The 25660-nt window shown below is 71.0% G+C and carries 28 protein-coding genes; 6 read left to right on the top strand and 22 right to left on the bottom strand.

Features of this window, described 5'->3' with window-relative positions:
• Window positions 1-37: 37 nt before the first annotated feature.
• The 19 genes from rlmH to ACFE8Y_RS02580 form a co-directional block, all read right to left on the bottom strand.
• Complete coding sequence (gene rlmH / locus ACFE8Y_RS02490) at window positions 38-538, bottom strand: 23S rRNA (pseudouridine(1915)-N(3))-methyltransferase RlmH (RefSeq protein ID WP_375462803.1); 501 nt, start codon at window positions 536-538, stop codon at window positions 38-40.
• A 13-nt stretch (window positions 539-551) separates the two neighbouring features.
• Window positions 552-851, bottom strand: coding sequence for a ribosome silencing factor (gene rsfS, locus ACFE8Y_RS02495; RefSeq protein ID WP_375462854.1), 300 nt, complete (start codon window positions 849-851; stop codon window positions 552-554).
• A gap of 175 nt (window positions 852-1026) precedes the next feature.
• On the bottom strand, window positions 1027-1608 hold the full coding sequence (locus ACFE8Y_RS02500; protein ID WP_375462855.1) for a nicotinate-nucleotide adenylyltransferase: 582 nt from the start codon (window positions 1606-1608) through the stop codon (window positions 1027-1029).
• A gap of 45 nt (window positions 1609-1653) precedes the next feature.
• Window positions 1654-2970 (bottom strand): glutamate-5-semialdehyde dehydrogenase, encoded by a 1317-nt coding sequence (locus ACFE8Y_RS02505; RefSeq protein ID WP_375462804.1) that lies wholly within the window; start codon window positions 2968-2970, stop codon window positions 1654-1656.
• Window positions 2971-3075: 105 nt separating this feature from the next.
• On the bottom strand, window positions 3076-4197 hold the full coding sequence (gene proB, locus ACFE8Y_RS02510; RefSeq protein WP_375462805.1) for a glutamate 5-kinase: 1122 nt from the start codon (window positions 4195-4197) through the stop codon (window positions 3076-3078).
• Window positions 4198-4339: 142 nt separating this feature from the next.
• Window positions 4340-4594 carry a type II toxin-antitoxin system VapC family toxin gene (locus ACFE8Y_RS02515; RefSeq protein WP_375462806.1) on the bottom strand — a complete coding sequence of 85 codons (255 nt, stop codon included), beginning with the start codon at window positions 4592-4594 and terminating at the stop codon, window positions 4340-4342.
• A 377-nt stretch (window positions 4595-4971) separates the two neighbouring features.
• Window positions 4972-6000 carry a GTPase ObgE gene (obgE, locus tag ACFE8Y_RS02520; protein WP_375462807.1) on the bottom strand — a complete coding sequence of 343 codons (1029 nt, stop codon included), beginning with the start codon at window positions 5998-6000 and terminating at the stop codon, window positions 4972-4974.
• A gap of 74 nt (window positions 6001-6074) precedes the next feature.
• Window positions 6075-6683 carry a GNAT family N-acetyltransferase gene (locus ACFE8Y_RS02525; protein WP_375462808.1) on the bottom strand — a complete coding sequence of 203 codons (609 nt, stop codon included), beginning with the start codon at window positions 6681-6683 and terminating at the stop codon, window positions 6075-6077.
• A 193-nt stretch (window positions 6684-6876) separates the two neighbouring features.
• Complete coding sequence (gene rpmA, locus ACFE8Y_RS02530; RefSeq protein ID WP_375462809.1) at window positions 6877-7143, bottom strand: 50S ribosomal protein L27; 267 nt, start codon at window positions 7141-7143, stop codon at window positions 6877-6879.
• A gap of 59 nt (window positions 7144-7202) precedes the next feature.
• The gene (gene rplU, locus ACFE8Y_RS02535; protein WP_375462810.1) at window positions 7203-7529 is read right to left on the bottom strand and encodes a 50S ribosomal protein L21; all 327 of its coding nucleotides are present in this window, start codon (window positions 7527-7529) and stop codon (window positions 7203-7205) included.
• A 265-nt stretch (window positions 7530-7794) separates the two neighbouring features.
• Window positions 7795-8757 carry a type II secretion system F family protein gene (locus ACFE8Y_RS02540; RefSeq protein WP_375462811.1) on the bottom strand — a complete coding sequence of 321 codons (963 nt, stop codon included), beginning with the start codon at window positions 8755-8757 and terminating at the stop codon, window positions 7795-7797.
• Window positions 8758-8797: 40 nt separating this feature from the next.
• Window positions 8798-9775, bottom strand: coding sequence for a type II secretion system F family protein (locus ACFE8Y_RS02545; protein ID WP_375462856.1), 978 nt, complete (start codon window positions 9773-9775; stop codon window positions 8798-8800).
• Between the two features lie 2 nt (window positions 9776-9777).
• Window positions 9778-11211, bottom strand: a complete 1434-nt coding sequence (locus tag ACFE8Y_RS02550) for a CpaF family protein (protein WP_375462812.1) — start codon at window positions 11209-11211, stop codon at window positions 9778-9780.
• A 27-nt stretch (window positions 11212-11238) separates the two neighbouring features.
• A complete protein-coding gene (locus ACFE8Y_RS02555; RefSeq protein ID WP_375462813.1) occupies window positions 11239-12483 on the bottom strand; it encodes a CpaE family protein in 1245 nt (414 codons plus the stop codon).
• Window positions 12484-12544: 61 nt separating this feature from the next.
• A complete protein-coding gene (locus tag ACFE8Y_RS02560) occupies window positions 12545-13270 on the bottom strand; it encodes a CpaD family pilus assembly protein (RefSeq protein WP_375462814.1) in 726 nt (241 codons plus the stop codon).
• 123 nt (window positions 13271-13393) lie between these two features.
• Window positions 13394-14878 carry a type II and III secretion system protein family protein gene (locus ACFE8Y_RS02565; RefSeq protein ID WP_375462815.1) on the bottom strand — a complete coding sequence of 495 codons (1485 nt, stop codon included), beginning with the start codon at window positions 14876-14878 and terminating at the stop codon, window positions 13394-13396.
• Between the two features lie 35 nt (window positions 14879-14913).
• Window positions 14914-15708, bottom strand: coding sequence for a Flp pilus assembly protein CpaB (gene cpaB, locus ACFE8Y_RS02570; RefSeq protein WP_375462816.1), 795 nt, complete (start codon window positions 15706-15708; stop codon window positions 14914-14916).
• Window positions 15709-15947: 239 nt separating this feature from the next.
• The gene (locus ACFE8Y_RS02575) at window positions 15948-16454 is read right to left on the bottom strand and encodes a prepilin peptidase (protein ID WP_375462817.1); all 507 of its coding nucleotides are present in this window, start codon (window positions 16452-16454) and stop codon (window positions 15948-15950) included.
• 407 nt (window positions 16455-16861) lie between these two features.
• The gene (locus ACFE8Y_RS02580) at window positions 16862-17026 is read right to left on the bottom strand and encodes a Flp family type IVb pilin (protein ID WP_375462818.1); all 165 of its coding nucleotides are present in this window, start codon (window positions 17024-17026) and stop codon (window positions 16862-16864) included.
• A 510-nt stretch (window positions 17027-17536) separates the two neighbouring features.
• Between ACFE8Y_RS02580 and ACFE8Y_RS02585 the strand changes: the two genes are divergently transcribed.
• Window positions 17537-18061 (top strand): pilus assembly protein N-terminal domain-containing protein, encoded by a 525-nt coding sequence (locus ACFE8Y_RS02585; protein WP_375462819.1) that lies wholly within the window; start codon window positions 17537-17539, stop codon window positions 18059-18061.
• Between the two features lie 141 nt (window positions 18062-18202).
• Here the strand turns inward: ACFE8Y_RS02585 and ACFE8Y_RS02590 are convergent, their stop codons facing one another.
• A complete protein-coding gene (locus tag ACFE8Y_RS02590; protein WP_375462820.1) occupies window positions 18203-19705 on the bottom strand; it encodes a phosphomannomutase/phosphoglucomutase in 1503 nt (500 codons plus the stop codon).
• Window positions 19706-19870: 165 nt separating this feature from the next.
• On the opposite strand from ACFE8Y_RS02590, the gene ACFE8Y_RS02595 reads away from it, so the two are divergent.
• The gene (locus tag ACFE8Y_RS02595; RefSeq protein ID WP_375462821.1) at window positions 19871-20464 is read left to right on the top strand and encodes a YcxB family protein; all 594 of its coding nucleotides are present in this window, start codon (window positions 19871-19873) and stop codon (window positions 20462-20464) included.
• On the opposite strand, the gene mtnA is transcribed toward ACFE8Y_RS02595, so the two are convergent.
• Window positions 20430-21527: an S-methyl-5-thioribose-1-phosphate isomerase gene (mtnA, locus tag ACFE8Y_RS02600; RefSeq protein ID WP_375462822.1), complete on the bottom strand. Its 1098-nt coding sequence runs from the start codon at window positions 21525-21527 to the stop codon at window positions 20430-20432. The two genes, ACFE8Y_RS02595 and mtnA, sit on opposite strands and share 35 nt — an antisense overlap.
• 308 nt (window positions 21528-21835) lie before the next feature.
• Here mtnA and ACFE8Y_RS02605 point away from each other — a divergent pair, with 308 nt between their 5' ends.
• Both ACFE8Y_RS02605 and ACFE8Y_RS02610 read left to right on the top strand, forming a co-directional pair.
• The gene (locus tag ACFE8Y_RS02605; protein ID WP_375462823.1) at window positions 21836-22060 is read left to right on the top strand and encodes a hypothetical protein; all 225 of its coding nucleotides are present in this window, start codon (window positions 21836-21838) and stop codon (window positions 22058-22060) included.
• 81 nt (window positions 22061-22141) lie between these two features.
• A complete protein-coding gene (locus tag ACFE8Y_RS02610; protein ID WP_375462824.1) occupies window positions 22142-22384 on the top strand; it encodes a DUF6894 family protein in 243 nt (80 codons plus the stop codon).
• 71 nt (window positions 22385-22455) lie between these two features.
• Here ACFE8Y_RS02610 and ACFE8Y_RS02615 read toward each other — a convergent pair whose 3' ends face one another.
• Window positions 22456-23559 carry a helix-turn-helix transcriptional regulator gene (locus tag ACFE8Y_RS02615; RefSeq protein ID WP_375462825.1) on the bottom strand — a complete coding sequence of 368 codons (1104 nt, stop codon included), beginning with the start codon at window positions 23557-23559 and terminating at the stop codon, window positions 22456-22458.
• 265 nt (window positions 23560-23824) lie between these two features.
• Here ACFE8Y_RS02615 and ACFE8Y_RS02620 point away from each other — a divergent pair, with 265 nt between their 5' ends.
• Both ACFE8Y_RS02620 and ACFE8Y_RS02625 read left to right on the top strand, forming a co-directional pair.
• The gene (locus ACFE8Y_RS02620; RefSeq protein ID WP_238184197.1) at window positions 23825-24007 is read left to right on the top strand and encodes a DUF3606 domain-containing protein; all 183 of its coding nucleotides are present in this window, start codon (window positions 23825-23827) and stop codon (window positions 24005-24007) included.
• Between the two features lie 307 nt (window positions 24008-24314).
• Entirely contained in the window at window positions 24315-25631 is a 1317-nt protein-coding gene (locus ACFE8Y_RS02625) for a replication-associated recombination protein A (RefSeq protein ID WP_375462826.1), read from the top strand.
• The last annotated feature ends 29 nt before the right edge of the window (window positions 25632-25660 follow it).

Below are 25660 nucleotides of genomic sequence, written 5' to 3' on the forward strand. Positions count from 1 at the left end.
CCTCGCGGGCCATTGCGGCGCGGCGGAGGCGGGCGCATCACGCCGCGTCCGGATCGCCGCGATGGTAGGGATGGCCGGCCAGGATCGTCAGCACGCGGTAGAGCTGCTCCAACGCCAGCACGCGCACGAGGCCGTGCGGCAGCGTCGCCGCTCCGAAGGACAGGGTGAGGTCGGCCCGCGCCCGCACCGACGGATCAAGCCCGTCGGCTCCGCCGACCGCCACGACGAGGGCCGGGCGCCCCGCGTCGCGCCAGTCGCGGACGCGTCCGGCGATGGCCTCGCTCGGCAGATCGGCCCGGCCGCGCTGGTCGTAGACGCAGAGCATCCCGCCGGGCGGCAGGTGGGCCAGGAGACCCGCGCCCTCCTCGGCACAGCGGTCGGGCGCGCGCCGCGCCCGGCTCTCGATCAGTTCGACGACGTCGCAGGCGGGAAATCCGAGTCCGCGCCCGACCTGAGCGGCGCGCTCGCGGTAGCGCGCGGCCAGATCTCGCTCGGGACCGCTCTTCAGGCGCCCGACCGCGGCCAGGAGGATGCGCACGCCGCGGAGGGACTCAGCCGGCGAGGAGGCCCATGGGGCGGTCGACGCCCCACATCTTCTCGAGGTTGTAGAAGCCGCGCACCTCGGGCCGGAAGATGTGCACCAGCACGTCGCCGGCATCGATCAGCACCCAGTCGCAGGCGGGCAGACCCTCGACCCGGGCGGCGCCGAAGGCCTTGGCCTTCATCTCCTGGGTGATGCGGTCGGCGATCGAGCCGACGTGGCGCTGCGAGCGGCCGGACGCGATGATCATCGTGTCGGCGATCGAGGTCTTGCCGGCCAGATCGATGGCGATGGTCTCCTCGGCCTTCATCTCGTCGAGGCACCCGAGCACGAGCGTCCTCAAGTCGTCGATCCTGGCCAGGGCTGCGGTTTCGGAACCTGCGGTTCCCGTGTGGAGCGTGTCGGACAGCGTCCTGATTCCTCGAATGTCTGCCGTGGCAGCACGGATACTCAACAACCGACAGTGGAGGGTTCGGGCCGTATTTTCAAGTTGCCGTCGCTCGCGGTCCCGCGTCACGGATCTGCGTCGAGGACAGGCCCGAGCGCGGTCCGTGCAGGTAGATCCAGGCCGGCGGCCTCATGTCGGCCAGCGCCAGCGCCGCCGGCTCAGGGATGCGCGCGCCGGCAAACCGCAACGCGGCGCGGGCGCTCAGGGCGCTCAGGGTGTGGCCGGGCCGGTCGATCACCGCGATCGGCATCAGGCCCATGATCTCGGCCGATCCCTTCCAGCGATGGAAGGTGCCCAGCGAATCCGCGCCCATGATCCAGACGAAGCGCCGGGCCGGCCTGCGCCGCACGAGCCAGTGCAGGGCGTCGCGGGTGAAGCGGGCGCCGATCGCCGCCTCGAACCCGGTGACGGCGATCCGCGGATCGGCGCGCGCGACCTCGGCCGCCTGGGCGCAGCGCTGGCTGAGCGGCGCGAGCGGGCGCCCGCGCTTGAGCGGATTGCCCGGGGTCACCAGCCACCACACCCGGTCGAGACCGAGCCGCCGCAGGGCGGTCGTCGTCACGTGGAGGTGCCCGGCATGGGCCGGATGGAACGATCCGCCGTAGAGCCCGATCCGCATCCCCGGCGCCGAGGGCGGCGGGACGCGCTCACGCACCGAACGGCATCACAAGCGGATCTGGCCGCTGCCGTGCACCCGGTACTTGAAGGTGGTCAGTTGCTCGACGCCGACGGGGCCGCGCGCGTGCATCCGGCCGGTGGCGATGCCGATCTCCGCGCCGAAGCCGAACTCGCCGCCGTCGGCGAACTGCGTCGAGGCGTTGTGCGCCACGATCGCCGAATCGACCTCACTGAGGAAGCGCGCGGCTTGGGTCCCATCCTCCGTCACGATCGCGTCGGTGTGGTGCGAGCCGTAAGCCTCGATGTGCGCGATCGCCGCGTCCAGCCCGTCGACGACGCGGGCCGAGATGATCGCGTCGAGGTACTCGGTGCGCCAGTCGGCCTCGGTCGCCGCCGTGACGCGGGGATCGACGCCCTGCACCGTGGCGTCGCCGCGCACGGCGCAGCCGGCCTCCAGCAGGGCCGAGACGAGGGGCGCGAGGTGGGTGCCGGCGCAGGCGCGGTCGACGAGCAGGGTCTCGGCGGCGCCGCAGATGCCGGTGCGCCGCATCTTGCTGTTCAGGAGGATGGTTCGCGCCATGTTGAGGTCGGCGCCGGCCGCCACGTAGAGGTGGCAGAGGCCGTCGAGGTGGGCGAAGACCGGCACCCGCGCCTCCGCGTGCACGCGCTCGACCAGCCCGCGCCCGCCGCGGGGCACGATCACGTCGATGCAGCCGTCGAGGCCGGCGAGCATGGCCCCGACGGCGGCCCGGTCCCGCGTCGGCACGATCTGGATCGCGTCCGCGGGCAGGCCGGCGGCTTCGAGGCCCGCGCGCATCGCCGCGGCGATGGCCACGGCGCTGCGGTGGCCGTCGGAGCCTGCCCGCAGGATCGCGGCGTTGCCGGCCTTGAGGCAGAGCGCGCCGGCGTCCGCCGTGACGTTGGGCCGGCTCTCGAAGATGACGCCGACGACGCCGAGGGGCACGGCGACGCGCTCGATCAGCAGGCCGTTCGGCCGCTCGAAGGCCGCAAGCTGGCGTCCCACGGGATCGGCCAGGGCGCCGACCTTCTCCACCGCGTCGGCGATCGCCGAGAGCCGGCCCGCGTCGAGGGTGAGCCGGTCGATCAGCGCGTGGCCCTGTCCGGCGGCGCGGGCCGCCGCCACGTCGCGGGCGTTCTCCCGCAGGATCGTCGCGCGATCGGCCCGCAGGCGCTCGGCGACGGCACGGAGCGCGATGTCCTTGGTCTCGGCCGGGGCGAGCGCCAACGTCCGGCCGGCCGCGCGGGCGCGACGACCGATCGCCGCCATCTGCGCCGCCAAGCCGTCGTCCTGCGCGAGGTCGTCGGCGGACGCGACGTCGGACCTGAGGTTCGGAACGGGCACGGCGATGATCCTGGCGGCCGGCCGCGGCGTTCCCGCCGCGCCACTATCCCCGGCGTCATCGCACGTTCGCGCCGGGCCGAACAAGCGCCGCGACCGGCCGGCCGCCTAATCCGAGAACATCGCGAGGTCGTCGCGGTGGACCATCTCGGCCCGGCCCGGATAGGCCAGGATCTCGGCGATCTGCGCGCTCGGCCGGCCGATGATCAGCGCCGCCTCCGTGCTGTCGTAGCCGACGAGCCCGCGCCCCAGCGTCCGCCCGGCGCGGTCGCGGATCAGCACCGCGTCGCCGCGGCCGAAGCCGCCCTCGATGCCGGAGACGCCCACCGGCAGCAGGCTCGCGCCGCCCTGGAGGGCCCGCGCCGCGCCGTCGTCGATCACGAGCGTTCCGCGCGGCTCCAGGGAGCCCGCGATCCAGGTTTTTCGCGCGGCGGTCGGCGTGGAGCCGGACAGGAACCACGTGCAGCGCCCGCCCGCGACCACGCTGCGCAGGGGGTTCTTCGCGCGACCGTCGGCGATGATCATGTGGGTGCCGCCGGAGACGGCGATCTTGGCGGCTTCGACCTTGGTGCGCATGCCCCCCCGCGACAGGTCCGAGGCCGGCCCGCCGGCCATCGCCTCGATCTCGGGCGTGATGCGCGCGACGACCGCAAGGTGGCGCGCATCCGGATCGGACGTGGGCGGCGCGGTGTAGAGGCCGTCGATGTCGGAGAACAGCACCAGCACGTCGGCGCCGATCATCGTGGCGACGCGGGCGGCCAGCCGGTCGTTGTCGCCGTAGCGGATCTCGGAGGTTGCCACCGTGTCGTTCTCGTTGATGACGGGGACCGCGCGCATCTCCAGGAGCTTCAGCACGGTGGCCCGCGCGTTGAGGTAGCGGCGGCGCTCCTCGGTGTCCCGCGGCGTCACCAGGATCTGCCCCGCGACGATGCCGTGGTGGCCGAGCGCCTCCGCCCAGTGGCGCGCCAGCGCAATCTGCCCGACGGAGGCCGCGCCCTGGCTCTCCTCCAGCCGGAGCCCACCCGGCGGGAAGCCGAGCACCGTGCGGCCCAGCGCGATGCTGCCTGAGGACACCACCAGCACGTCGACGCCGCGGGCGTGCAGGTCGGCGATATCCTCGGCGAGCGCGGCGAGCCACGCGTGCCGCAGCCGTCCGCGGACGCGGTCCACCAGCAGCGCCGAGCCGACCTTGATGACGACGCGGCGGAAGTGTTCGAGGCTCGGGGTCATGGGATGGGTTTGTATGCTGGGACGAGGTCGGTGTGAACGAAGTCGTTGCCCTTGAGCAGAAGGGGCACCGCATGTGTCCTTGCAACCGCGTAGGAGAGGCAGTCACCGAAGTTCGGTTTTGCGGGATGGCCGCATCCCCGGCCTAAACGAAGGCGTCGAGGGCGGCCTCGAACATGGCCGCGTCGAAGGCCACGACGGTGAGGCCGCGCTTGGCGAGGAAGCCGCGTCGTACGCCCTCGGCAGCTTCGGGAAAACGGCTTTCCAGTACCAATCGAGATTCGACGCGCGTCGGCGCTCCCACCAACGTTCGCGTGCCTGCGATCAACCGCTGAAACGGATCTTCCTCCGGCTCCCGAAGCAGGATCGTGAGAATGGCCGAGGTATCGAGGGCGATCACGGCAGGAAATCAGATCGGCAGGCCATTCTCGTCGTAGAGATCGCTGTGATCCGAGGTAGCCCCCGGAACCCGATGCGCTACGGCTTCCCGTACCACGGCCCTCGTCGCCTCGTAATCGGCGCCCTGGTCCGGGTCAGTTCCTCCAACGACGGCACGCGCAGGGACCGCGGCGATGGGCGATCGGTCGGCAGGGTCTCGTGCAGCGCGGCACGCAAGGAGGCCACCACCGCCTCGCCGAACGATGCTCCCCGGCGCTCCGCCAATTCCCTGGCGAGACCCAACGCCTCGTCCCTATCCACGATCAGAGCTTCCATCACCGTGTGCTCCACGATGACCTCGTCGGTGGAGGATCATAGCCGAGCCCCGTCCAACCGTCATCACGGCTGCCAGGCCGGCTCCGGCATGCGCCCCGCCGCGGCGGCGGCATCCATCTCCCCCTGGATTGCGCGCAACGCCTCCGGCACGCCCTGGCCGGACGCCGAGGACAGCACCAGGGGTTTGCGCTTGGCCGCGCGCTTCAGGCGGGCGACCTGCTCCTTCAGGGCGTCCGCGTCCAGCGCGTCGGCCTTCGAGAGCGCCACGATCTCCGGCTTGCCGGCCAGTGCCTGCCCGTAGGCCTCCAGCTCGTGCCGGACCGTCTTGTAGGCCCGGCCCGCATGCTCGCAGGTGGCGTCGACGAGGTGGAGCAGCACCCGGCAGCGCTCGACATGGGCCAGGAACCTGTCACCGAGCCCGACGCCCTCGTGCGCGCCCTCGATCAGGCCGGGGATGTCGGCGAGCACGAACTCGCGGGCATCCGAGCGCACGACGCCCAGGCCCGGATGCAGGGTGGTGAAGGGGTAGTCGGCGATCTTCGGCTTGGCGGCCGTGACGGTGGCCAGGAACGTCGACTTGCCGGCGTTCGGCAGGCCGACGAGGCCGGCGTCCGCGATGAGCTTGAGGCGCAGCCAGATCCAGTGCTCCGTGCCCTCCAGGCCCGGATTGGCGTGCTTCGGGGCGCGGTTGGTCGAGGTGGTGAAGTAGGCGTTGCCGAAGCCGCCGTTGCCGCCCTTGGCGAGCCGCACCCGCTGGCCGACCTGTGTCATGTCCGCGATCAGATGCTCACCGTCGACCGCCAGAACTTGCGTGCCGGCGGGCACCTTCAGCACCACGTCGGCGCCGTTGGCCCCATGGCGGTTCGAGCCCATGCCGTGCTCGCCCTTGCGCGCCTTGAAGTGCTGCTGGTAGCGGTAGTCGATCAGGGTGTTCAGCCCCTCGACGCACTCGACCCAGACATCGCCGCCGCGCCCGCCGTCGCCGCCGTTCGGGCCACCGAACTCGATGAACTTCTCACGGCGGAACGCGACGCAGCCGGCGCCCCCGTCGCCGGAGCGGACATAGACCTTGGCTTCGTCGAGGAATTTCACGGTATCGCTCGTCTCTTCGAAAGGCGGCCGCAAGGCCGCCTCGAACCCGTTCGTGCCGAAGGCACGTCTCACATCTACGCCGCGCGGTCGCGACCCCCGGTGACGGCATCGGCCCGCCGTGCCGACCACGCCGCCCGGTCGAGGCGGAAGCGGTCGAAGGCGACCGCGCCGCCGCGCGCCGGGAAGATCCCCGTGCCCGAGCCGGTCCGACCGAATCCGGCCTTCTCCAGCACCCGGCCCGAGGCGGCGTTCTCCACCCGCGCGTTCGAGGTCAGCACCGCGCCGCCGGCATAGGCGAAGTAGGCGTCGACGATCGCGGTCGCGGCCTCGGTGGCGAGGCCCCGGCCCCAGAACGGATGCCCGAGCCAGTAGCCGAGATGCGGGCCGTCGGCCGCCGCCTCCGCCTCGATCCCGATCACGCCGACGAGGCCGGCCGGGTCGGAGCGGAGCGAGAGCGCCATGACGAGGCCCTCGCCCGCGGCGTTCCCGCGCCGCGCGTCGAGCACGAAGGCGTCGATCCCGGCCCGCTCGATCGGGTGCGGGATGCGCGCCGTCATCTCGGCCACCGCGCGCTCGCCCGCGAGCCGCACGATCGTGTCCACGTCCCTGGCCCGCGGCCAGCGCAGCCACAGCCGGCGCGTCTCGATGCGGAAGACGTCGTCGCGGGTCAGGTCGGGGAACATCGGGTCAGCTCCTCCGCGACGGCTCCGGATGGGAGACCCTCGCGCTGAGACGACGAAAGGGAGGATGGCGCCCCATCCTCCCCCGCTGTTTCCATCCGGTCCCCGCGGCTCGGCGCCGAGGTTCAGGGAAACAAGTCCGCCGGTTCGGTGTGGAACACCGGCGGGGCCTGCTTCGCCCGAAGGCGCCCGCCGTCTACTCTGCCGCCTGCGCGAGCGGTACTACCGCGACGTACGCGCGGCCGCGCTTGGTCTGGAACGCGACCCGGCCCTCGGTCAGCGCGAACAGGGTGTGGTCCTTACCCATGCCGACATTGGTGCCGGGATGCCACTTGGTGCCGCGCTGGCGCACGATGATGTTGCCCGGGATCACGGCCTCCGAGCCGAACTTCTTGACGCCGAGGCGCTGGCCGGCCGAATCGCGGCCGTTGCGGGATGAGCCGCCTGCTTTCTTGTGTGCCATGGTTCACGCTTCCGGATGTCGAGGGATCGGGTGTGCGGCGCGTAGGGGCGCGCGGGCCCTTACGCGCTCGTCGAACCGGCCGAGAGGCCGGTGATGCGCACGACCGTGTGGTGCTGGCGGTGGCCGCGCTTGCGCCGCGAGTTCTGCCGGCGGCGCTTCTTGAAGGCGATGACCTTCTTGTCGCGGCCGTGGGAGACGATCTCGCCCGCAACGCTGAAGCCGGACAGCAGCGGCGCGCCGACCTGGGTCGCCTCGCCGTCCGTGAACAGGAGCACCTCGCCGAAGGTGACGGCCGAGCCGGCCTCACCCGCGAGGGTGGCGATGGTGATGGTGTCGTTCTCGGCAACGCGATACTGCTTGCCGCCCGTCTTGATGACTGCGAACATCCGTGTCTCTCGTGGTTCGAACGGTCTCCGGGGAGGCCCCTGGACCGACTTCTTATGCATTCGTCGAGGCCGCGCTTGAAGGCAGCGCCAACGCGAAGCGCGCGGACTTCTTGCGAGGAAGCCGCGCTGCAGGGGATGCGATAGGGGAAGGCCCGAGGATTTGTCAATGATGCCGGGTGCGCTCGCGGGGCTTCGAACGCGGGTTCACGAAGCGCACGATGATCCGCGCAGCCACTGCGTCGAGACGGAGTGGCTGCGCGCGGGCCTAACGAACCGACTGAACGATCGCCGGCGTGATGATGACCACGAACAGCACCGGCAGGAAGAACAGGATCATCGGTACGGTGAGCTTGGGCGGCAGGGATGCCGCCTTCTTCTCGGCCTCGTTCATGCGCTGGTCGCGGCTCTCCTGGGCCAGCACCCGGAGCGCCTGACCGATCGGGGTGCCGTAGCGCTCGGCCTGGATCAGGGCGGTCGCGACCGCCTTCACCGGCTCCAGTCCGACGCGGATCGTCAGGTTCTCGTAGGCTTGGCGGCGGTCGGGCAGGAAGGACATCTCCGCCGTCATCAGCGCGAGTTCCTCGGCCAGCACCACGGAGGAGGCGGCGATCTCGGTGCTGACCTTCCGGAAGGCATGCTCGATCGCCATGCCCGACTCGACGCAGATCAGGGTCAGGTCGAGGGCGTCGGGCCACGCGCGCCTGATCTCGGCCCTGCGCTTGTTGGCCGTGTTGAGGAGGTAGAGCTCTGGCGCCTTGATGCCGCCGTAGGCGCACGCGATCACGAGGCCGAAGCGCACCAAGTACGGCTGGTCCAGGCCGTCCAGGGCGAACAGGTAGAACGCCGACCCGATCGTCGTCACCACCGGCATGACGAGGCGGAAGAACAGGAACGTCGTCTCGGATTGCGGACCGCGATAGCCCGCCATCAGGAGCTTGCGCTTGGCGGTGTCGGTGCCGAGCCAGCGGCGCAGGTCGAACTGCTCGACGATCCGCTTCATGTAAGCCTTGGGCGCGACCCGCAGCGTCGCCTTGGGGGCGAGCCGCTCGCGCTCGCGCCGCCGGATGATCTCGCGCTCGTCGCTGACGAGCTTCATCCGCTTGGCCAGGGTGTCGGTTTCGAGGAACGGCTGGACGACGGCGAAGGCCGTCGCGGCGGCGGCGACCGCCGTGAGCACCACGCCCATGAAGCGCGGATCGAACACCTTGGCGGCGATGAGGTCGATCATGGCGAGGGGATCCGCGCAGGGCCTTCGGACATCGAGGCGCTCAGAAGTCGAAGGCGATCATTTTCTTGATGGTGAGGATACCGAAGGTCATCCAGATCGCAGAGCCGAGAAGCGCGAGCCTGCCGATGTCGGTGGTCCAGAGCAGCGAGATGTAGTCGGGGCTGGTGATCGAGGTGATGCCGGCCACGGCAAACGGCAGGGCGGCGATGATGCCGGCCGAGGACTTGGCCTCCATGCTCATCGCCTGGACCTTGCCGGCCATCTTGCGGCGCTCGCGCAGCACCCGCGACAGGTTGTTCAGCGCCTCGGAGAGGTTGCCGCCCGATTGCTGCTGGATGTTGATCACGATCGCGAAGAAGTTCACCTCCGGCACCGGCACCCGCTCGTAGAGCCGGGACACCGACTCGCCGAGCGACAGGCCGAGGGCCTGCGTCTCGATGATGATGCGGAACTCGCTGCGGACCGGCTCCTCGGCCTCGCGCGAGACCATGCGGAAGCAGTCGCCGACCGGGATGCCGGTGCGGATGCCGCGCACCACCACGTCGACGGCGTTGGGCAGCTCCCTGTTGAACCGGGCGATGCGGCGCTTGCGCAGGTGGCGCAGCAGGAACATCGGCAGGCCGACGCCGCCGACGAAGGCGCCGCCGAGGCCCCCGAACGGGCTCCCCGTGATCGCCAGCATCAGGAGGCCGACGATCGCTCCAAGCACGCCCGAGATCGTCCAGTAGGTGCGCTTGGACCACGACAGGCCGGCCCGGGCGATCTTCAGCTCCAGGGTGACCTTGGTGGCGCCCTTGGCCTTGGCCTCGATCTCGCCGAGCGTCTTGGCGACCTGCTCGCGCCGGTTCACGGTGGCGCCGCGCACGGCGTTGCCCGCGGCCGTGGCGCCGATGGCCTTGAGGCGCTGGGCCGCGCGCCGCTCGCCCATGAGAAGCGGCATCACGAACACGTAGGCGAGCGCGAGCACGGCCACCGCGAACAGCCCGGCGGCGAGGGGCAACCCGGCGAGCGAGGGCAGGCTCACGGCGCGACTCCCGCCTCGGCGGCGGCGTCCAGCGCCGCGCCGAGCTGGCGCTCCAGCCCGTAGTACCGGGCCCGCTCCCAGAACTTCGGCCGTCCGACGCCGGTGGAGCGGTGGCGGCCGATCAGCTTGCCGTTGGCGTCCTCGCCGACGATGTCGAACAGGAACACGTCCTGGGTCGTGATGACGTCGCCCTCCATCCCGAGCACCTCGGTGATGTGGGTGATGCGCCGCGAACCGTCGCGCAGGCGGGTGGCCTGGACCACCACGTCGATCGAGCCGCAGATCATCTCGCGCAGCGTCTTCGAGGGCAGGGTGAAGCCGCCCATCGAGATCATCGACTCGATGCGCGACAGGCACTCGCGGGGCGAGTTCGCGTGCAGCGTGCCCATCGAGCCGTCGTGGCCGGTGTTCATCGCCTGGAGCAGGTCGAAGGCCTCCGGTCCGCGCACCTCGCCGACGATGATCCGCTCGGGCCGCATGCGCAGGCAGTTCTTGACGAGGTCGCGCATGGTCACCTGACCCTGGCCCTCCATGTTGGCCGGCCGCGTCTCCAGGCGCACCACGTGCGGCTGCTGGAGCTGGAGCTCGGCCGCGTCCTCGCAGGTGATGATCCGCTCGTCGTGCTCGATGAAGGCGGTGAGGCAGTTGAGCAGCGTGGTCTTGCCCGAGCCGGTGCCGCCCGAGATGACGACGTTGCAGCGCGAGCGGCCGATGATCTTCAGGACCTCGGCGCCCTCCGGCGAGATCGCGCCGAAGCGCACGAGCTGGTCGAGGGTCAGCTTGTCCTTCTTGAATTTTCGGATCGTCAGCGCCGGGCCGTCGATGGCCAGCGGGGGCGCGATCACGTTGACGCGCGAGCCGTCGGGCAGGCGCGCGTCGCAGATCGGCGAGGCGTCGTCGACCCGTCGCCCGACCTGGCTGACGATGCGCTGGCAGATGTTCATCAATTGCTGGTTGTCGCGGAAGCGCACGCTGGTGAGCTGGATCTTGCCGTTGACCTCGATGAAGGCCCGGTTGGCGCCGTTGATCATGATGTCGGCGATGTCGTCGCGGGCGAGCAGCGGCTCCAGCGGCCCGTAGCCGAGCACGTCGTTGCAGATATCGTCGAGCAGCTCCTCCTGCTCGGCGATCGACAGGACGATGTTCTTGAGCCCGATGATCTCCGAGACGATGTCGCGGATCTCCTCGCGCGCCGCCTCGGCTTCGAGGCGCGCGAGCTGGGCGAGATCGATCGCCTCGATCAGGGCGCCGAAGATCATGCTCTTGGTGCGGTAGTAATCCTCCGAGCGCGGCTTCTCCTGCGGCGCGGCGACCGGCTCGACGCGCCTGGGGGCCGCGTTCTCCTGCATCAGGACGGGCGCGGTGGATTTCGCCTGCGACGGCACGGGCGCGGCGGGCATCTCGGCGGCGGCCTGCCTCCTACCGAACATCGCGACGATCCTTGGGTGATGCCGGCATCAGGACGCCTTACGGCGCGACAGCTTGGCGAGCAGCGGCTCGAGCAGGCTGGCGCGGGAGCGCTTGGCCTCGGGGCGGCCGAGCATGGACGCTGCGAGGTCGGCGAAGAGTTCGGCGGGCTTGGAGCCGGGCTGCACCTCGGCGATCATCTGGCCGTTGTTGGCGGCCGCCCCGAAGATCGCCGGCTCGAACGGGATGCTGGCGGCCAGCGGCGCCTCCAGGGCCTTGGCGAACTCGGCGGCGCCGATCTCGGGACGCTTGGGCACGCCGACGCCGTTGAGGATCACCCGGGGTGCGCGATCGTTGGGGCGGCCGTGCTGCAGGGCGGCGAGCAGGTTTTTGGCGTTGCGCAGGCTCGCGAGTTCGGGCCCGGCGACGATCAGGATCTCGTCGGCCGCGGTCAGCACGCGCTTCGACCACGCGCACCATTGGTGGGGAACGTCGAGGACGATGCAGGGCACCGCCGCGCGCAGGTGCTCGATCAGCGCGTCGAAGGCGGCCTCGGACAGGTCGATCGTCCGGTCGAGGCTCGCCGGCGCCGAGAGCAGGCTGAGATGGTCGCTGCACTTCGAGAGCAGGCGCTCGACCACGGCGGCATCGAGGCGCTCGGGGGCGAACACCGCCTCCGCGATGCCCTGCGGCGGGTCCTGGTTGAAGTTGAGCGAGGCGGTGCCGAAGGCGATGTCGAGGTCGGCGATCACGGTCTGCGCGCCCTGTCCGCGGGCGATCGACCACGCGAGGTTGTGGGCGACCGTCGAGGCGCCGATGCCGCCCTTGACGCCGTAGACCGCGATGGTGCGGCCCACCGGCTTCACCCCCGGCGCCGCGAACATGTCGGACAGCGAGGCGATCAGGGTCAGCGGCTCCACCGGCGCCATCAGGTAGTCGCTGACGCCGCGCTGGATGAACTGCCGGTAGAGCGTCACGTCGTTGACGTGCCCGATGACGAGCACGCGGGTACCCGCGTCGCAGACCTCGGCCAGGGCATCGAGGCATTCCAGGGGCTTCGAGCGCGGCCCCTGCGCCTCGATGACGATCACGTTGGGGGTCGGCGCGTGGCGGTAGGCCGCGACCGCCGCCGCGCCGCCGCCCATCTGCACCTTGATGTGCGCCTTCTGCATGCGGCGGTCCCCGCCGGCGCCCTCGATCATGGCCGCGGTTTCCGCGGTCTCGCAGAAGGCCTGGATCGTGATCCGGGGCACCGGGGCGATCATCCGCTCAGATGTCTCGGGGGAGTCCGCCATGACGGGGCTTTCGGGTTCGGGGAGGATGCGCGCGGTGCCGGACCGGGAGCCCGGCCGACGCTCAGTTGCCGATCTGGCTCTTCACGTCGCTCTTCCCATCTTGCCGCCATGTGGTTGACGGATCCTTGCCGTCCCGCAACTGGCCGATGTCCTTGACGCGCCGCGTCGTGTCGATGCGGCCCTCGGGCCGGCCGCGCACGAGGTCGACGGGGTCGGCGACCTGGGCGGCCAGCGCCGACTGGGTCGCGCAGCCGAGGTTCCACGACGGCTCGTTGCGGAAGTTCGCGATGGGGCTGTTCTCGCCGAGATCCTGGGGCCACAGCCCGCACCTGTCGGCCACCCGCGCCTCCATGCGGCGGAAGCTCAGGCGGATCGGGCTCGCGAGGTCCGGCGCGGCGACCGCGTAGCCGGAAAACGCCATCCCGCGGGCCGGAACCGCGTTCTCGGCGCCGAGCCGGCGGATCGCGGCAGCGGTCCGCTCGATTCCGGCCGCGAGGCCGGGCGCGACGCCGCGCGGCAGCTCGACCAGGAGGCTGCCGCGGCCGTAGCGGCGGTACTCCAGCAGGAAAGCGTCGATGTCGGCGGCTTGGCGCGGATCGAGGTGGCCCGTCCCGGTGACGAACACGTCGAGGCTGCGGCTGCCGTCGGCCAGCACGATCGGGTGGCGCGTGCGGTAGTCGGTCGGGTAGATCGAGCCGGTGGCAGCGCGGTCGGAATGGCAGGCGCCGAGGAGGGCCGCGAGCGCGGCCAAGACGAGCGCCCGGGGGGCGAGGGGAGGCAGGGTCATCGGTTCGATCCTGAAGAGGCGCGGCGCCAAGTCGGTGACATCGAAGGCGGGGACGGCTCGGTGCGGGCAGGCTCGGCGGGGGCTCGCGCCCGTCGCCCGGCTCGCGGCGCGGCGGGACGACGATCAGTCGGTGATGAAGCCGACGCGGCCGCGATAGCCGCGGCCGAGGGTGCCGCCCGCGGTGCCGTAGAGGCGGTTGATGCGGCCGAGCAGCACCGCCTGCCCGTCGGTGGCGTCGACGAAGCCGTCGTCGGGGCGCGTCACCTGCCGCGGCTCCATCGGCTTGGCGATGTAGGGGGTGACCATGATCATCAGCTCGGTCTCCTGCCGCTGGTAGTCGCGCGAGCGGAACAGGGCGCCGATGACCGGCAGGTTGACGAGGCCGGGCAGGCCGTTGATCGCGGCCTTGCTCTTCTGCTGGATCAGGCCCGCAGTCATCATGGTGGCGCCCGAGGCCAGCTCCACCGTCGTCTCGGACTTGCGCACCGTCAGGCCCGGAACGGCCGAGGTCGTGTTGCCGCTGACGAAGGTGTAGGAGTTCTGCGGATCGACCTCGCTGACCGCCGTGCCGACGCGCACGGAGATGCGGTTCTCGGCCATCACCACCGGCGTGAAGTTGAGGCTGACGCCGTACGGCTTGAAGGTGATGCCGACGACGCAGGTCGGCTGGGTGCCCGCGACGAGACTCGGCGTGCAGCTCTGGCTCGACGGCACCGGCAGTTCGCCGCCGGCGGTGAAGTTTGCCGACTCGCCCGAGATCGCGGTGAGCGTCGGCTCGGCCAGCACCCGCGAGACGCCGGCCTGCTCGAAGGCGCGCAGCGTCGCCGTGATGCTGGCGCCGCCCGCCCCATTGACCGTGCCCGAGAGCAGGTTCCCGCTCGGGAACTGGCCGCCCGAGAGCGTGAGCGGCGTCACGTTGTTGAGGTTGAGCCCGGACCAAGAGCCGTTCAGGTTGATCCCGAACTGCTTCAGGACCGTGCGCGCGACCTCGACCACGGTGACGCGCAGCATCACCTGATCCTTGTTGCGGATCGTCAGGTTGTTGATCACCGCGCCGCGGGTCGGGGCGCCGGGCGCCGCTCCGGCAGCGCCGCCGGCCACGCCGACGAAGGCGTTGGCGATGTCGATCGCCTGCTGAGCCTCGAGCGCCGAACCCACCGTGCCCGAGAGCAGGATCGAGTCGCCGGTGACGCGGATGTCGAACCGGCCGCTTGGAATGCTCTGGCCGAGCAACTGGCGCAGCGCACCGAGCTTGAGGTCGCGGGCCACGGTGACGTCGAGGGCCGCGATCTGGCGTCCCTCGGCATCGAGGATGAAGATCGAGGTGGCGCCGTCGGCCACGCCGATGACGAAGACCTTGCGGGTCGAGCGCACCACCGCGTTCGCGACCGCGGGGTTGGCCACGAACACCTCCTTGGCGTCGCGCGGCAGGTCGACGATCACGGACCGGCCCGCGGTCAGCTCGATCTTGCGCGTGGCCGTGGATTCGGCGGCGCCGACGGAGAGCACCGGGGCCGGGCCGAGAACCGGCCGTTCCTGCGCCGTCGCCGGGCCGTGCAGCGCGAGAAGGGTGAGTGCGCCGGCAAGGCCGGGGCGGAAGGGCGTCATCGCCTTGGTCTCTTGGAGATATGCAGGCATGGGGCTCACCGCGTCTGCTGGCGGGCGACGCCGAAGCGCATCACCGTCAGGGCCTTGTCCTGGGGGGGCGGCTCGGATTCGGGCGGGCGGCCGGAATCGGCGAGGCTGCGAAGCGCCAGCGAGAGCGAGCCGACCTTCTGGGCGAGCGTGATCTTCTCGGCCTGGGCCGGGGTGAGGGCCAGCGTCGCGGTCTCGCCGGTGACGACGTTGGTGCCGTTCTTCTCCTGGATCAACTGGCCGACGGCGAGCACCCGCACGTCGTTCAGGATGGTCTGGGAGACCTGCACGTCGCTGCCGGTGGCCCTGGAATTGTCCTCGTCGCGGAACGTGCGGATCACGTCGACGCGGTCGTTGGGCAGGATGAAGCCGCCGGCCGAGTTCGTGCCGCGGCTGTCGGTGACGATCGCCACCGCGCGCAGGCCGGAGGGCAGGATCGCCGCCATGAAGCCGCTGTCGGGGCGCACGAGCTTCTGCGGGCGGATCGGCTCGCCGGGCAGGAAGGCCGAGCGGATCGTCGCCCCGGCATTCTCCTCCAGGGCCTTCGGGTTGTCCTTGCGGGTGACGTAGCCTGGCGTCAGCGCGTCCTCGGGCCATCTCTGCCAGCGGAGATCGGCCGGCTGGAGAACCTGGCCCATCGGCAGTTCGGCGGCCGCGACGAGCACCTCGGTCACCGGGGGAGGCGGAGGCGCATCCGCCCTGGCCACGGGGGCGGACGGCGGATCGCCGCCGCTCATCAGGAGGGCCGCGCCACCGCCTGCGGCAAGCGCGATGGCGAGGACGGCAAGACGCGCTGGTTTCATCGTCGGGCCACGGCAGGGGGACGGCAGGGATGCCGCCCGTTCCGTGAGAGTGGCCCGGAATTCCTCAAATTAGGGTTAAGGACCCGTCACTCCGCCGTCTTCGCACCGATCCGGATTCGAGGCAGGCTCCAGGCGGCAGAGGCACGCCAACGCCGCTCGATCGCCTCGCGATGCGGCCATCGTCCTCGCTCGGGCATGCGCGGTCGTCCCGATACGGGGCCGGTCGATTGGAGCCCGCATCAGCCGCCGAGCGCGCGGGTCCAGAGCAGGGTCTCGGGCAGGATCACCAGAGCGGCCGCCGCCAGCGCGATGCCGTAGGGGATGCCGGTCTTGGCGTCGTGGAGGTGGAGCGCGAAGGGCAGGCGCGCCACCGCGTAGGGCAGGGGTTGGGCGCGGGCGGCGAGGATCGCGAGCGTCAGGGCACCGCCGAAGATCGAGGCCACGAGCAGGTAGTCGAGCAACTGGTCGAAGCCGAGCCAGAGGGCGGTCACCGCCGCGAGCTTGGCATCGCCCCCGCCGATCTTGCCGAGGGCGAACAGGGTGAAGGTGATGCACAGCACGAGCGCGCCGGCCGCAAGGTGCAGGCCGATCTCGGGCAGGCTGAACACGCCGGTGGCGGCGAGGGCGCAGAACCCGGCCGCGAGCGCCAGCGAGATCCGGTTCGGGATCAGCATGGTCAGCAGGTCGCTCGCCGCCGCGTAGGCCATGAAGAACGGGAAGACGATCAGGAGACCGAAGCTTGCCATGATTCCGGGCGCCTCCGAGGGCCGGTGTGAAGCGAAGTGTCAGCGGTTCGCGTGAAGAAACTGCAACCGCCCCCGAGGGCGAATCAGGAGCCGGACGCGCGAGCCGCCGCCGTCCCGGACCGGCACCCGGCCGGCCGCGCGGTGCCGGCACGGGATGGTTGGACAACGAAGCGAAGCCGGTCCCGCGGCGACGGGATCGGCTTTGGCCCAAAGGGAGGCTTGCGGGGCTGGATCGGCCGCGTCTTGCCCCCGAACTGAATGCGTTCCGTCACGATCCGGCGCGCTGCCGATGTCCGGGCCGTTCGCGCGGCGTGCCCCGATCCCGCGACCGCTTCCGTGGGAAGCATGGCCGAAGACCGGGGCGGTGCCGCCGACTGCGCCGTTGACGGTGGCGCGAGGCCGGACGATCAGCCGAGCTGGTTGGAAACGTTGACGAAGGCGTTGTTCAGCTTCGGGCCGAGGAGCTTCAGGGTGCCGATGATGACCACGGCGATGAGGGCAGCGATCATGCCGTACTCGATGGCGGTCGCGCCGGACTCGTCAGAAGCGAAATTCTTGAACATGGTCTTCATGGTTTTGATCCTTGGTCAGAAGACTTGGCAGGTAACCGTCGAAGATCTGTTATTTCGATCGGCGGCAGGGGGAGAATGCCTGCCGCGTCTTGCCATTCAGTTAAATCGCTCCTCGAAAGCACGATCCTCCGGGCAGACGCTGCGCTTGGTGAAGGAAGTATGAGCTGCGGGTCCGGGCGGGGCCTGGACCGGCCTCGGACCAAGCCGCGACAAGGCCGACTGGATGGAGGCTCGGCCACCCGCGACCGTGGGACGGTCGCTCGCCGGATCTCACGGGGCGTCACCCGTGAGACTTGGAGCGCCTCGCAGAACACCCCTTCAACGCCCGCCCTCGCTCGGGCGCCTGCGGCGCGTCGAGCGTCGTGTGAGGCGTTCTTGGTCTTAGCGGTTCCTTCACCAATCCGCTGTCTCCTGATGGCGACCGGGCCGCGTGCTCCGCAGGGCCGCCGCACGAGGCCCGCGCGCCGGGCCCACGACGATCCATCTCAGCGCCCCCGAGTTCTCCGCCCGATGCGCCGCACGCCTCCCCGCCCGTTCCGGCAAGCCGGTCTCGCCCTGATCCTCGGGATCGCGACGCTCCAGGTCGTCCCGCGCCAGCTCGCCCCGATCCAGGCCGCCGCGGCGCAGGCGGTAAGCTCATCCGTCGTCACCGTGATGGTCGACAACGCCAAGGTGATGCGCCTGCCGGAGAAGACGCAGACGGTGATCGTCGGAAACCCGATGATCGCCGACGTGACGCTCCAGAAGAACGGCGTGCTGGTGCTCACCGGCAAGAGCTTCGGCGCGACCAACCTCATCGCGCTCGATGCCGGCGGCGCCATGCTCGCCGAGACCACGATCCGGGTGGAGGCGTCGCAGGCGTCGGTGGTCACGGTGCAGCGCGGCCCCGACGAGCGGAACTCCTACTCCTGCACGCCGACCTGCCAGCCCTCGGTCCAGCTCGGAGACTCGAGCAAGTACTTCGGCGATGTCAGCGGGCAGGCGGAAACGCGGCGCAACCTCGCGACCGCGGGCTCGACGCCAGCCGGCCGTTAGGATTTCCCAGGCGAGGGGATCGCCGCCTCGCACGCGAAGAGGGTTGCAGCCCCACGAGGCGCGGGGCGCCTGCCGCCGCGGTTCTCCGCGCCCGCTTCGTGCCGGCCTGCGCTTGGCGGGCGCCCCGGCCGGTCCCGCGGTTCAGAGCGTCTGGTTGTAGGCGCCGATGGCCGTGTTCTCGCGCAGCACGCCGTCGACGGCGGAGAACATCGCGCGCAGCCGCGCGTCGGAGACCGGGCTCTCGATCACCACCACCAGTTCGGGCTTGTTGGAGGAGGCGCGCACCAAGCCCCAGGTGCCGTCCTCGGTGGTGATGCGCACGCCGTTGACGGTGACGAGGTCGACGATCTTCGAGCCGGCGATGGTCTCGCCCGCCTCCTTCATCGCGCGGAAGCGCGCGGTGACCGTGTCGACCACGCCGTACTTGGCCTCGTCGGGGCAGTGGGGCGACATGGTGGGCGAGCCCCAGGTCTTGGGCAGGGCCCGGTAGAGGTCGGCCATCGACGCGTCGGGATTGCGGTCGAGCATCTCGATCACCGCGATGGCGGTGAGCAGGCCGTCGTCGTAGCCGCGCCCGATCGGCGCGTTGAAGAAGAAGTGCCCCGACTTCTCGAAGCCGGCCAGGGCGCCCAGTTCGTTGACCCGGCGCTTGATGTAGCTGTGGCCGGTCTTCCAGTAGTCCGTCTTGACCGCGACCTTCTGCAGCTCGGGATCGGTCATGTAGAGGCCGGTCGACTTCACGTCGACCACGAAGGTCGCGCCCGGATGGAGCTTGCCGAGATCGCGGGCCAGCATCACGCCGATCTTGTCGGCGAAGATCTCCTCGCCCTCGTCGTCGACCACCCCGCAGCGGTCGCCGTCGCCGTCGAACCCCAAGCCCACGTCGGCGCCGTGTTCCTTCACCGCGTGCGCGATGGCGTGGAGCATGGCCATGTCCTCGGGGTTCGGGTTGTAGCGCGGGAAGGTGTAGTCCGGCGATACGTCCAGCGGCACCACCTCGACGCCGAGCGCCTCCAGGAGCTTCGGGGCGAAGGCGCCGGCGGTGCCGTTGCCGCAGGCGGCCACCACCTTGAGTTTCCGCGCTATGGGTTTCGCCCGGCTCTTCAGGTCGTCGAGGTAGACCTGCGAGAAACCTTCCACGAACTCGTAGGCGCCGCCGTCGCGGTACTGGTAGGTGCCGCCGAGCACGATCTCCTTCAGGCGGCCCATCTCCTCGGGCCCGAAGGTCATCGGGCGGTTCGCGCCCATCTTCACGCCGGTCCAGCCGTTGTCGTTGTGCGAGGCGGTGACCATCGCCACGCACGGGCAGTCGAGGGCGAACTGGCCGAAATAGGCCATCGGCGAGAGCGCGAGGCCGACATCCTTCACCCGCAGGCCCGCCGCCTGCATGCCGGCGATCAGCGCGAGCTTGATCGAGGACGAGTAGGCGCGGAAGTCGTGGCCCGTCACGATGTCGGGGCGCACCCCGAGTTCGTGGACGAGCGTCCCGATGCCGAGACCGAGCGCCTGCACCCCCATCAGGTTGATCTCGTCGGGAAACAGCCAGCGCGCGTCGTACTCGCGGAACCCCGTCGGCTTGACGAGCGGAAGCTCCTCGAACGCGAACGTGTTGGGCGTCAGCGAAGGCAGGGGCTTGGGGAACATCGCAGACCCTTCGAAGAACGACGCGCTGCGATCCGGATCAGGATCGCCGAATCAGGATCGACGCCGGTGACGTCGGCACGCAAGCGGCTCTAGCCGAACGGAAATGCGAGGGGAAGCCGGGACGCGGGTCTTGATCGATGCCCGAGCATCGGATCAGGTACGGCCATGCCGAGCGATCCGCAGCATGCCCCGGGTTCGCGCGCGCCGGAATCAGCGACCGAACCGGGCGACGTCGCCGTCACCTTCAGCGCGACGGTCGAAGACGTCGTCGCGGCCTACCAGCGGCACCACTGGGCGCTGTTCCGGAGCCGGAAGACGCTCGTTGCGCTCGTTGCCACGCTGTCGATCGTCGCCCTCGCCCTCGCGATCCTGATCGGCGACGATCCGATGGCGGTGGCGGTGATCCTCCTTGCGAGCCTGCTCGGAGGTCTCGCGCTACCCCCGATCATGATTCGCTGGCGCGTCCCCGTCGTGGCGCGGCGGATCTACGCCCAGCAGCGCGGGCTTCACGACGAGATCCGCGTGCATGCGGACGCGTTTGGCATCGGGGTTCGATCGGCAACGGTCGAAGGCCGGACGCCCTGGTCCCACTACCTGCGCTGGCGGGAGGATCGCCGCGTGATCCTGCTCTACCAATCGGACGCGCTGTTCCAGTTCATCCCCAAGCGCGTGCTCTCCGAGGCGGAGATCGCGACCCTTCGCGGCCTCGCGGCCGCTGCCGGGCTCAGGCCGCCCTGCGCCGCTCCGGGTAGAGACTGAACAGCCCTTCCGCATCGGCCCGGGCGACCCCGCGCTCGGTGATCAGGCCGGTGACGAGGCGGGCGGGCGTCACGTCGAAGGCGGGGTTCGCCACCGGGCTTCCCGGCGAGACCACCTCGACCGTGGCGAAGCCCCCGTCGGGCAGGCGGCCGGTGAGGTGCGTGACCTCGCGGGCGTCGCGCTCCTCGATCGGGATCTCGGCGACGCCGTCGTGGAGCGTCCAGTCGATCGTCGAGAAGGGGAGGGCGGCGTAGAACGGCACCCCGTTGTCGTGGGCGGCGAGCGCCTTCAGGTAGGTGCCGATCTTGTTGCACACGTCGCCCGACGCCGTCGTGCGGTCCGAGCCGACGATGCAGAGGTCGATCCTTCCGTGCTGCATCAGGTGGCCGCCGGCGTTGTCGCTGATGACCGTGTGGGGCACCCCGTGGCCGTTCAGCTCGAACGCGGTGAGCGCTGCGCCCTGGTTGCGCGGCCGGGTCTCGTCGACGAAGACGTGGACCGGCACGCCGGCCTCGTGCGCGACGTAGACGGGCGCCAGCGCGGTGCCCCAGTCGACGGTGGCGAGCCAGCCGGCGTTGCAGTGGGTCAGCACGTTCACCGCCCGGCCCTCGCCGCGGGCGAGATCCGCGATCAGGCGGCTGCCGTGGTTGCCGATGGCGCGGCAGCTCGCGACGTCCTCCTCGGCGATCCGGCCGGCCTCGGCGAAGGCGCGGGAGAACCGCTCGGGCGCCTGGACCTGCCGGAGGTTCCCCGCGACGCGATCCAGCGCCCAGCGCAGGTTGATCGCGGTCGGGCGCGTCGCCGCGAGCACCGCCACCGCCCGGTCGAGGCCGTCGTTCGAGGCGTCCGCGCGCATGGCGAGCGCCAGTCCGTAGGCCGCGGTGACGCCGATCAGCGGGGCGCCGCGCACCACCATGGTGCGGATCGCGCGCGCCGCGTCGTCGAGGGAGGCCAGCCGCTGAAGCTCGAAGGCGAAGGGCAGCCGGGTCTGATCGATCACCTGGACGCTGACGCCGTCCGGGTCCGCGAAGATGGTTCTGTAGGGTTGACCGTCGATCCTCATGATCCCGGTCTGCCACAGACAGGGCGGTTTTGCACCATCCGAGGCGCTGCGCCGGACCGAGGCGGCCGAGTTTCAAGGACACCGAGGACCGGCGCAGCGCCTCGGAGAGAGCCGACCCGGCGCGATCTCCGTAGCCCCGCCCGCGAGGTGGGCCGACCGGTCCTGCTTTTCAGGTTTCCGAGGGCGGGCCGTAATTTAGGTTAGAGCCAGCTTGGCCGCAGGACCTTACCCTCACGCCGGGGTCCGTGACCCGAGGCGGCGATCGGCGGGCGTGTGTCGTGCGCCCCGATCGGAGAAGGACGGCGTTGATGGCAGGCGGGTTCGAGGGGTTGGACAAGCCGCAGCCGCCGGCCCGCTATCGGGCGCTGCTGCTGAGCGCGGCCGGGCAAGTCCTGCGGATGGAGCATCTTCCCGCGAGCGACGACGCCGACGCGATGCGGCGCGCCCGGTTGCTCGTGGACGGTCATGCCGTCGAACTCTGGGACGGTGTGCGCTTCATCGAGCGGTTCGAGCCGTCGGACGGCTCCGACTAACCTCGATCGGATCGGAAACGGGCGCCGCGTCGGCCGGTTGAGCGGCGGGGACTTCAGGAACGACGTGCAGGGACGACGGGGATGGCGCGCTACTTTTTCGACATCGAGGATGGCGAGCTTCGGTGCGACGACACAGGAAGCGAGTACGCCGACCTGGACGAGGTTCGCCACGCCGCCATGCGCATCCTGCCCGACATCGCGCGCTTCGAGAGCGCGGACGGCGACCGCCACACCTTCTCGGTGGTCGTGCGGGACGCGGACCGCCGTCCCGTCTTCGTAACGACTCTCGCGCTCACGGGCCTCTGGCTGGTGGATCGTCCCTGAGGACCGCGCACTTCCGAGCGCATGGTCGCGCCTCGGAGACCATCGGGCGGCGCCCATGGCACGCCTCTCCATCAGAGCGCCTCGGGTCCGATCATCGCGCCGGTCAGCATCGCGACGAGGTCGGCCTGGCGCGCGGTGCCGGTCTTGGCGAAGACCGACTTCAACTGCGTGCGGATCGTCGCGGGGACGACGCCTTGGGCGCCCGCGAGCGTGCCGACGGTGCCGCCGGTCATCAGCCCGCGCGCGACCCGAGCCTCGGCCGGGGTGAGGTCGAACAGCCCCTGGATCAGGTCCGCCGACAGCGCGCGGCCCTGCCTGACGTCGACGACGATCAGGATGGAGGCCGCGGCCGCGAACACGTCGCGGGCCGCGCCGCGAACGGGCATGAGGTGGACGATCATCGCCCGGCGTTCGGCCCGCGCCGCGATCGGGATCGAGGCGACGGCCTCGGGATGCGATGCGGGGACGAGCGCGTCGAGGGCGCGCACGAGGAGGCGGTCGGCGCGCGGGTCGGCGAGGTGGATGCGGTCGGCCCGGTCCTGCGCGACGGCCGGGACGAGCCCGGCGAACAGGTCGTTGGCCGCGACCACGCGGTGGCGCGGGGACAGGACCGCGGCCGGCAGGCCGAGCAGGTCGAGGGTCGCGACGATGCTGCGCGCCCGGGCCAGCCCGAGGCGGGCGGCGATCAGCCCGGCGCGGGCGAGGTGGGCGCGCAGGGGGTCCAGCGCCCGCACGGCCTCGGTCGAGAAGGGGCCGGCCGCGTAGGCGCGCTCCCAACTGAACACGATCGCGTCGTCGGCGACCGTCGGGATGGCGACGCCGGTGCACCAGCCGAGGCCGCGTGCGCGCAGGAAGCCGTAGACCGGGTCGGCCGCCATCTCCGCCTCGGTGAACAGGTCGTGGTCATGGACGAAGCCGGCCCGGTCGAGGGCGAGCGCGCGGGCCGGCCGCGGATTGAGCGCCATCCATCCGCCGGAGAGCGCCTCCGGCATGTGCGTCAGGATCGCGCCGGTGGCCCGCCACTGGAGCCCGTGCCGCCCCTGGGCGAGGATCACGCCGCCGACCGAGCCCGTGGCCGCCGCGACACGGTCGAGCACGTCGGACCAGACCTCGGGCACGACGGCCGCCTCGTAGATCAGGTCGACCAGGGCGTCGAAATCGGCGGGCCCGCGCATCGTCCGTCATCCGTGCCGCTTGGAGTATCCGTTTGACCCAAGCCGGCTTTCGCTGCCATGGGCGCTCGCCTCCGGAAAGTGCGTTTGCGCGCAGGATGCGCTTCCGCATCACGGCGGTGATGGCGACCTCTGCCGGTCGTCCGGCGGACGTGGGGCCTGATGCCCTTTTGGTGCAACGCCGCGTTGCGCGTGGCGCTTGACCGGTCCGCCCGGGCCGACGACATCCTGGGCTTCGGCAAGGAGCGGGCATGGCAGGGCTGAAGGAATGGCAGGGCTGAAGGACAAGCGTGGCTTCATCGACAAGGACCGGCTCGACCTCTCCGAGCGCAAGGCCGTCGAGTACTGGATGAAGCGCTGGGGGGTGACGCAGGACCAGCTCACCACCGCGCATCGCAAGGCCGGCCGCATGGTCAAGGATATCGCGGCCGAGCTGGGAAAGAAGCGGTGAGCGGACGCCGCCCGCTGGTGAGGTGACGCGCCGCGGCAGGGATCGGCATCGCGCAGGACTGCACGCCCACCCTGCGGCGTGCCCGCAATCCTCATCGCGGAACACGCGTCGGACCGAGGCGGGAGATTACCGGTCGTGCGCCTCCGTGCCGTCCTTGAGCGATGCGGAGCCCACGTACGAGGCCGGCCGAGTCTCGACGTGCGGCCGACGCGCCTCGCATCCCGACGAACCGTCCCGGGGGCCGGTCGCTGTGGGCCGAGGCTCCGTCGCCCTTGCGCAGAAGGCGGCGCGGGGGGTTGATGCGCCTATGTCCGACCTGTTCGCCGCAGAGAGCCGTCCCGACGAGGCCGCGCCGCGCCCCCTGGCCGACCGCCTGCGGCCGGGCACGCTGGCCGAGGTCGTCGGCCAGGAGCACCTCACCGGCCCGGACGGCGCACTGACGCGCCTGCTCCGCGGGAAGAGCTTCGGCTCGCTGGTGTTCTGGGGACCTCCCGGCACCGGCAAGACCACGGTGGCGCGGCTGCTCGCCCACGAGACCGACCTGCACTTCGAGCAGATCTCGGCGATCTTCTCCGGCGTGCCGGAGCTCCGGAAGGTGTTCGAGGCGGCCCGCAGGCGCCGCGCGGGGGGCCAGGGGACGCTGCTCTTCGTCGACGAGATCCACCGCTTCAACCGGGCGCAACTCGACGCCTTCCTCCCCGTGATGGAGGACGGCACGGTGACGCTCGTCGGCGCCACCACCGAGAATCCGTCCTTCGAGCTGAACGCGGCGCTGCTGTCGCGGGCTCGCGTGCTGCTGTTCCGGTCCCTCGACGGGCCGGCCGTCGTCAAGCTGATCGCGCGGGCCGAAGACCTGACCGGGCAGACGCTGCCGCTGACCGAGGAGGCCCGCGGCGTCCTCGTGCGCATGGCCGACGGCGACGGGCGCGCGGCGCTGACGCTCGTCGAGGAAATCTGGCGCTCGGCCAAGCCCGACGAGACCTTCGACGCCGAGATGCTCCAGACGATCGTCCAGCGGCGCGCGCCGATCTACGACAAGGCGCAGGAGGGGCACTACAACCTGATCAGCGCGCTGCACAAGACCGTGCGCGGGTCCGACCCGGACGCCGCCCTGTACTATCTCTGCCGGATGCTCGACGGCGGCGAGGACCGGCTGTTCATCGCCCGCCGCCTCGTGCGGATGGCGGTGGAGGACATCGGGCTGGCCGACCCGCAGGCGCTCGTCATCGCCAACGCGGCCAAGGACGCCTTCGACTTCCTCGGCAGCCCCGAGGGCGAGCTGGCGCTCGCGCAGGCGGTGATCTACCTCGCCTGCGCGCCGAAATCGAACGCGGCCTACGAAGCCTACAAGGCCGCAACCCGGATCGCCAAGGCGCACGGCTCCCTGCCGCCGCCGCGCACGATCCTGAACGGCTCGACCAAGCTGATGAAGCGGCTCGGCTACGGCGAGGGCTACCGCTACGACCACGACGAGCCGGACGCGTTCTCGGGCCAGGATTACTGGCCGGACAGCCTCGGGCGCCAGCGCTTCTACGAACCGAGCGAGCGCGGGCTGGAGAGCCGCTACCGCGACCGCCTCGCGAACTGGGAGCGCCTGCGCCGCGAGCGGCGCGGACAGGACTGATCGTCTCGCGCCGGCGATCATCCGCGCGG

Origin of the sequence: uncultured Methylobacterium sp., from assembly GCF_964242245.1 — a bacterium.
Lineage (GTDB): Bacteria > Pseudomonadota > Alphaproteobacteria > Rhizobiales > Beijerinckiaceae > Methylobacterium.

What these genes read in the sequence shown, in the direction of transcription:
- ACFE8Y_RS02500 (WP_375462855.1), bottom strand. Translation starts at nt 1,608, where the DNA reads ATGCGGATCGGGCTCTACGGCGGATCGTTCCATCCGGCCCATGCCGGG.
- mtnA (WP_375462822.1), bottom strand. Translation starts at nt 21,527, where the DNA reads ATGAGGATCGACGGTCAACCCTACAGAACCATCTTCGCGGACCCGGAC.
- cpaB (WP_375462816.1), bottom strand. Translation starts at nt 15,708, where the DNA reads ATGAAACCAGCGCGTCTTGCCGTCCTCGCCATCGCGCTTGCCGCAGGC.
- ACFE8Y_RS02575 (WP_375462817.1), bottom strand. Translation starts at nt 16,454, where the DNA reads ATGGCAAGCTTCGGTCTCCTGATCGTCTTCCCGTTCTTCATGGCCTAC.
- ACFE8Y_RS02595 (WP_375462821.1), top strand. Translation starts at nt 19,871, where the DNA reads ATGCCGAGCGATCCGCAGCATGCCCCGGGTTCGCGCGCGCCGGAATCA.
- ACFE8Y_RS02585 (WP_375462819.1), top strand. Translation starts at nt 17,537, where the DNA reads ATGCGCCGCACGCCTCCCCGCCCGTTCCGGCAAGCCGGTCTCGCCCTG.
- rpmA (WP_375462809.1), bottom strand. Translation starts at nt 7,143, where the DNA reads ATGGCACACAAGAAAGCAGGCGGCTCATCCCGCAACGGCCGCGATTCG.
- ACFE8Y_RS02610 (WP_375462824.1), top strand. Translation starts at nt 22,142, where the DNA reads ATGGCGCGCTACTTTTTCGACATCGAGGATGGCGAGCTTCGGTGCGAC.
- ACFE8Y_RS02550 (WP_375462812.1), bottom strand. Translation starts at nt 11,211, where the DNA reads ATGTTCGGTAGGAGGCAGGCCGCCGCCGAGATGCCCGCCGCGCCCGTG.
- ACFE8Y_RS02620 (WP_238184197.1), top strand. Translation starts at nt 23,825, where the DNA reads ATGGCAGGGCTGAAGGACAAGCGTGGCTTCATCGACAAGGACCGGCTC.
- ACFE8Y_RS02525 (WP_375462808.1), bottom strand. Translation starts at nt 6,683, where the DNA reads ATGTTCCCCGACCTGACCCGCGACGACGTCTTCCGCATCGAGACGCGC.
- ACFE8Y_RS02590 (WP_375462820.1), bottom strand. Translation starts at nt 19,705, where the DNA reads ATGTTCCCCAAGCCCCTGCCTTCGCTGACGCCCAACACGTTCGCGTTC.
- ACFE8Y_RS02565 (WP_375462815.1), bottom strand. Translation starts at nt 14,878, where the DNA reads ATGACGCCCTTCCGCCCCGGCCTTGCCGGCGCACTCACCCTTCTCGCG.
- rsfS (WP_375462854.1), bottom strand. Translation starts at nt 851, where the DNA reads ATGAAGGCCGAGGAGACCATCGCCATCGATCTGGCCGGCAAGACCTCG.
- ACFE8Y_RS02625 (WP_375462826.1), top strand. Translation starts at nt 24,315, where the DNA reads ATGTCCGACCTGTTCGCCGCAGAGAGCCGTCCCGACGAGGCCGCGCCG.
- ACFE8Y_RS02555 (WP_375462813.1), bottom strand. Translation starts at nt 12,483, where the DNA reads ATGGCGGACTCCCCCGAGACATCTGAGCGGATGATCGCCCCGGTGCCC.
- rplU (WP_375462810.1), bottom strand. Translation starts at nt 7,529, where the DNA reads ATGTTCGCAGTCATCAAGACGGGCGGCAAGCAGTATCGCGTTGCCGAG.
- ACFE8Y_RS02580 (WP_375462818.1), bottom strand. Translation starts at nt 17,026, where the DNA reads ATGAAGACCATGTTCAAGAATTTCGCTTCTGACGAGTCCGGCGCGACC.
- ACFE8Y_RS02615 (WP_375462825.1), bottom strand. Translation starts at nt 23,559, where the DNA reads ATGCGCGGGCCCGCCGATTTCGACGCCCTGGTCGACCTGATCTACGAG.
- ACFE8Y_RS02540 (WP_375462811.1), bottom strand. Translation starts at nt 8,757, where the DNA reads ATGATCGACCTCATCGCCGCCAAGGTGTTCGATCCGCGCTTCATGGGC.
- proB (WP_375462805.1), bottom strand. Translation starts at nt 4,197, where the DNA reads ATGACCCCGAGCCTCGAACACTTCCGCCGCGTCGTCATCAAGGTCGGC.
- ACFE8Y_RS02605 (WP_375462823.1), top strand. Translation starts at nt 21,836, where the DNA reads ATGGCAGGCGGGTTCGAGGGGTTGGACAAGCCGCAGCCGCCGGCCCGC.
- ACFE8Y_RS02560 (WP_375462814.1), bottom strand. Translation starts at nt 13,270, where the DNA reads ATGACCCTGCCTCCCCTCGCCCCCCGGGCGCTCGTCTTGGCCGCGCTC.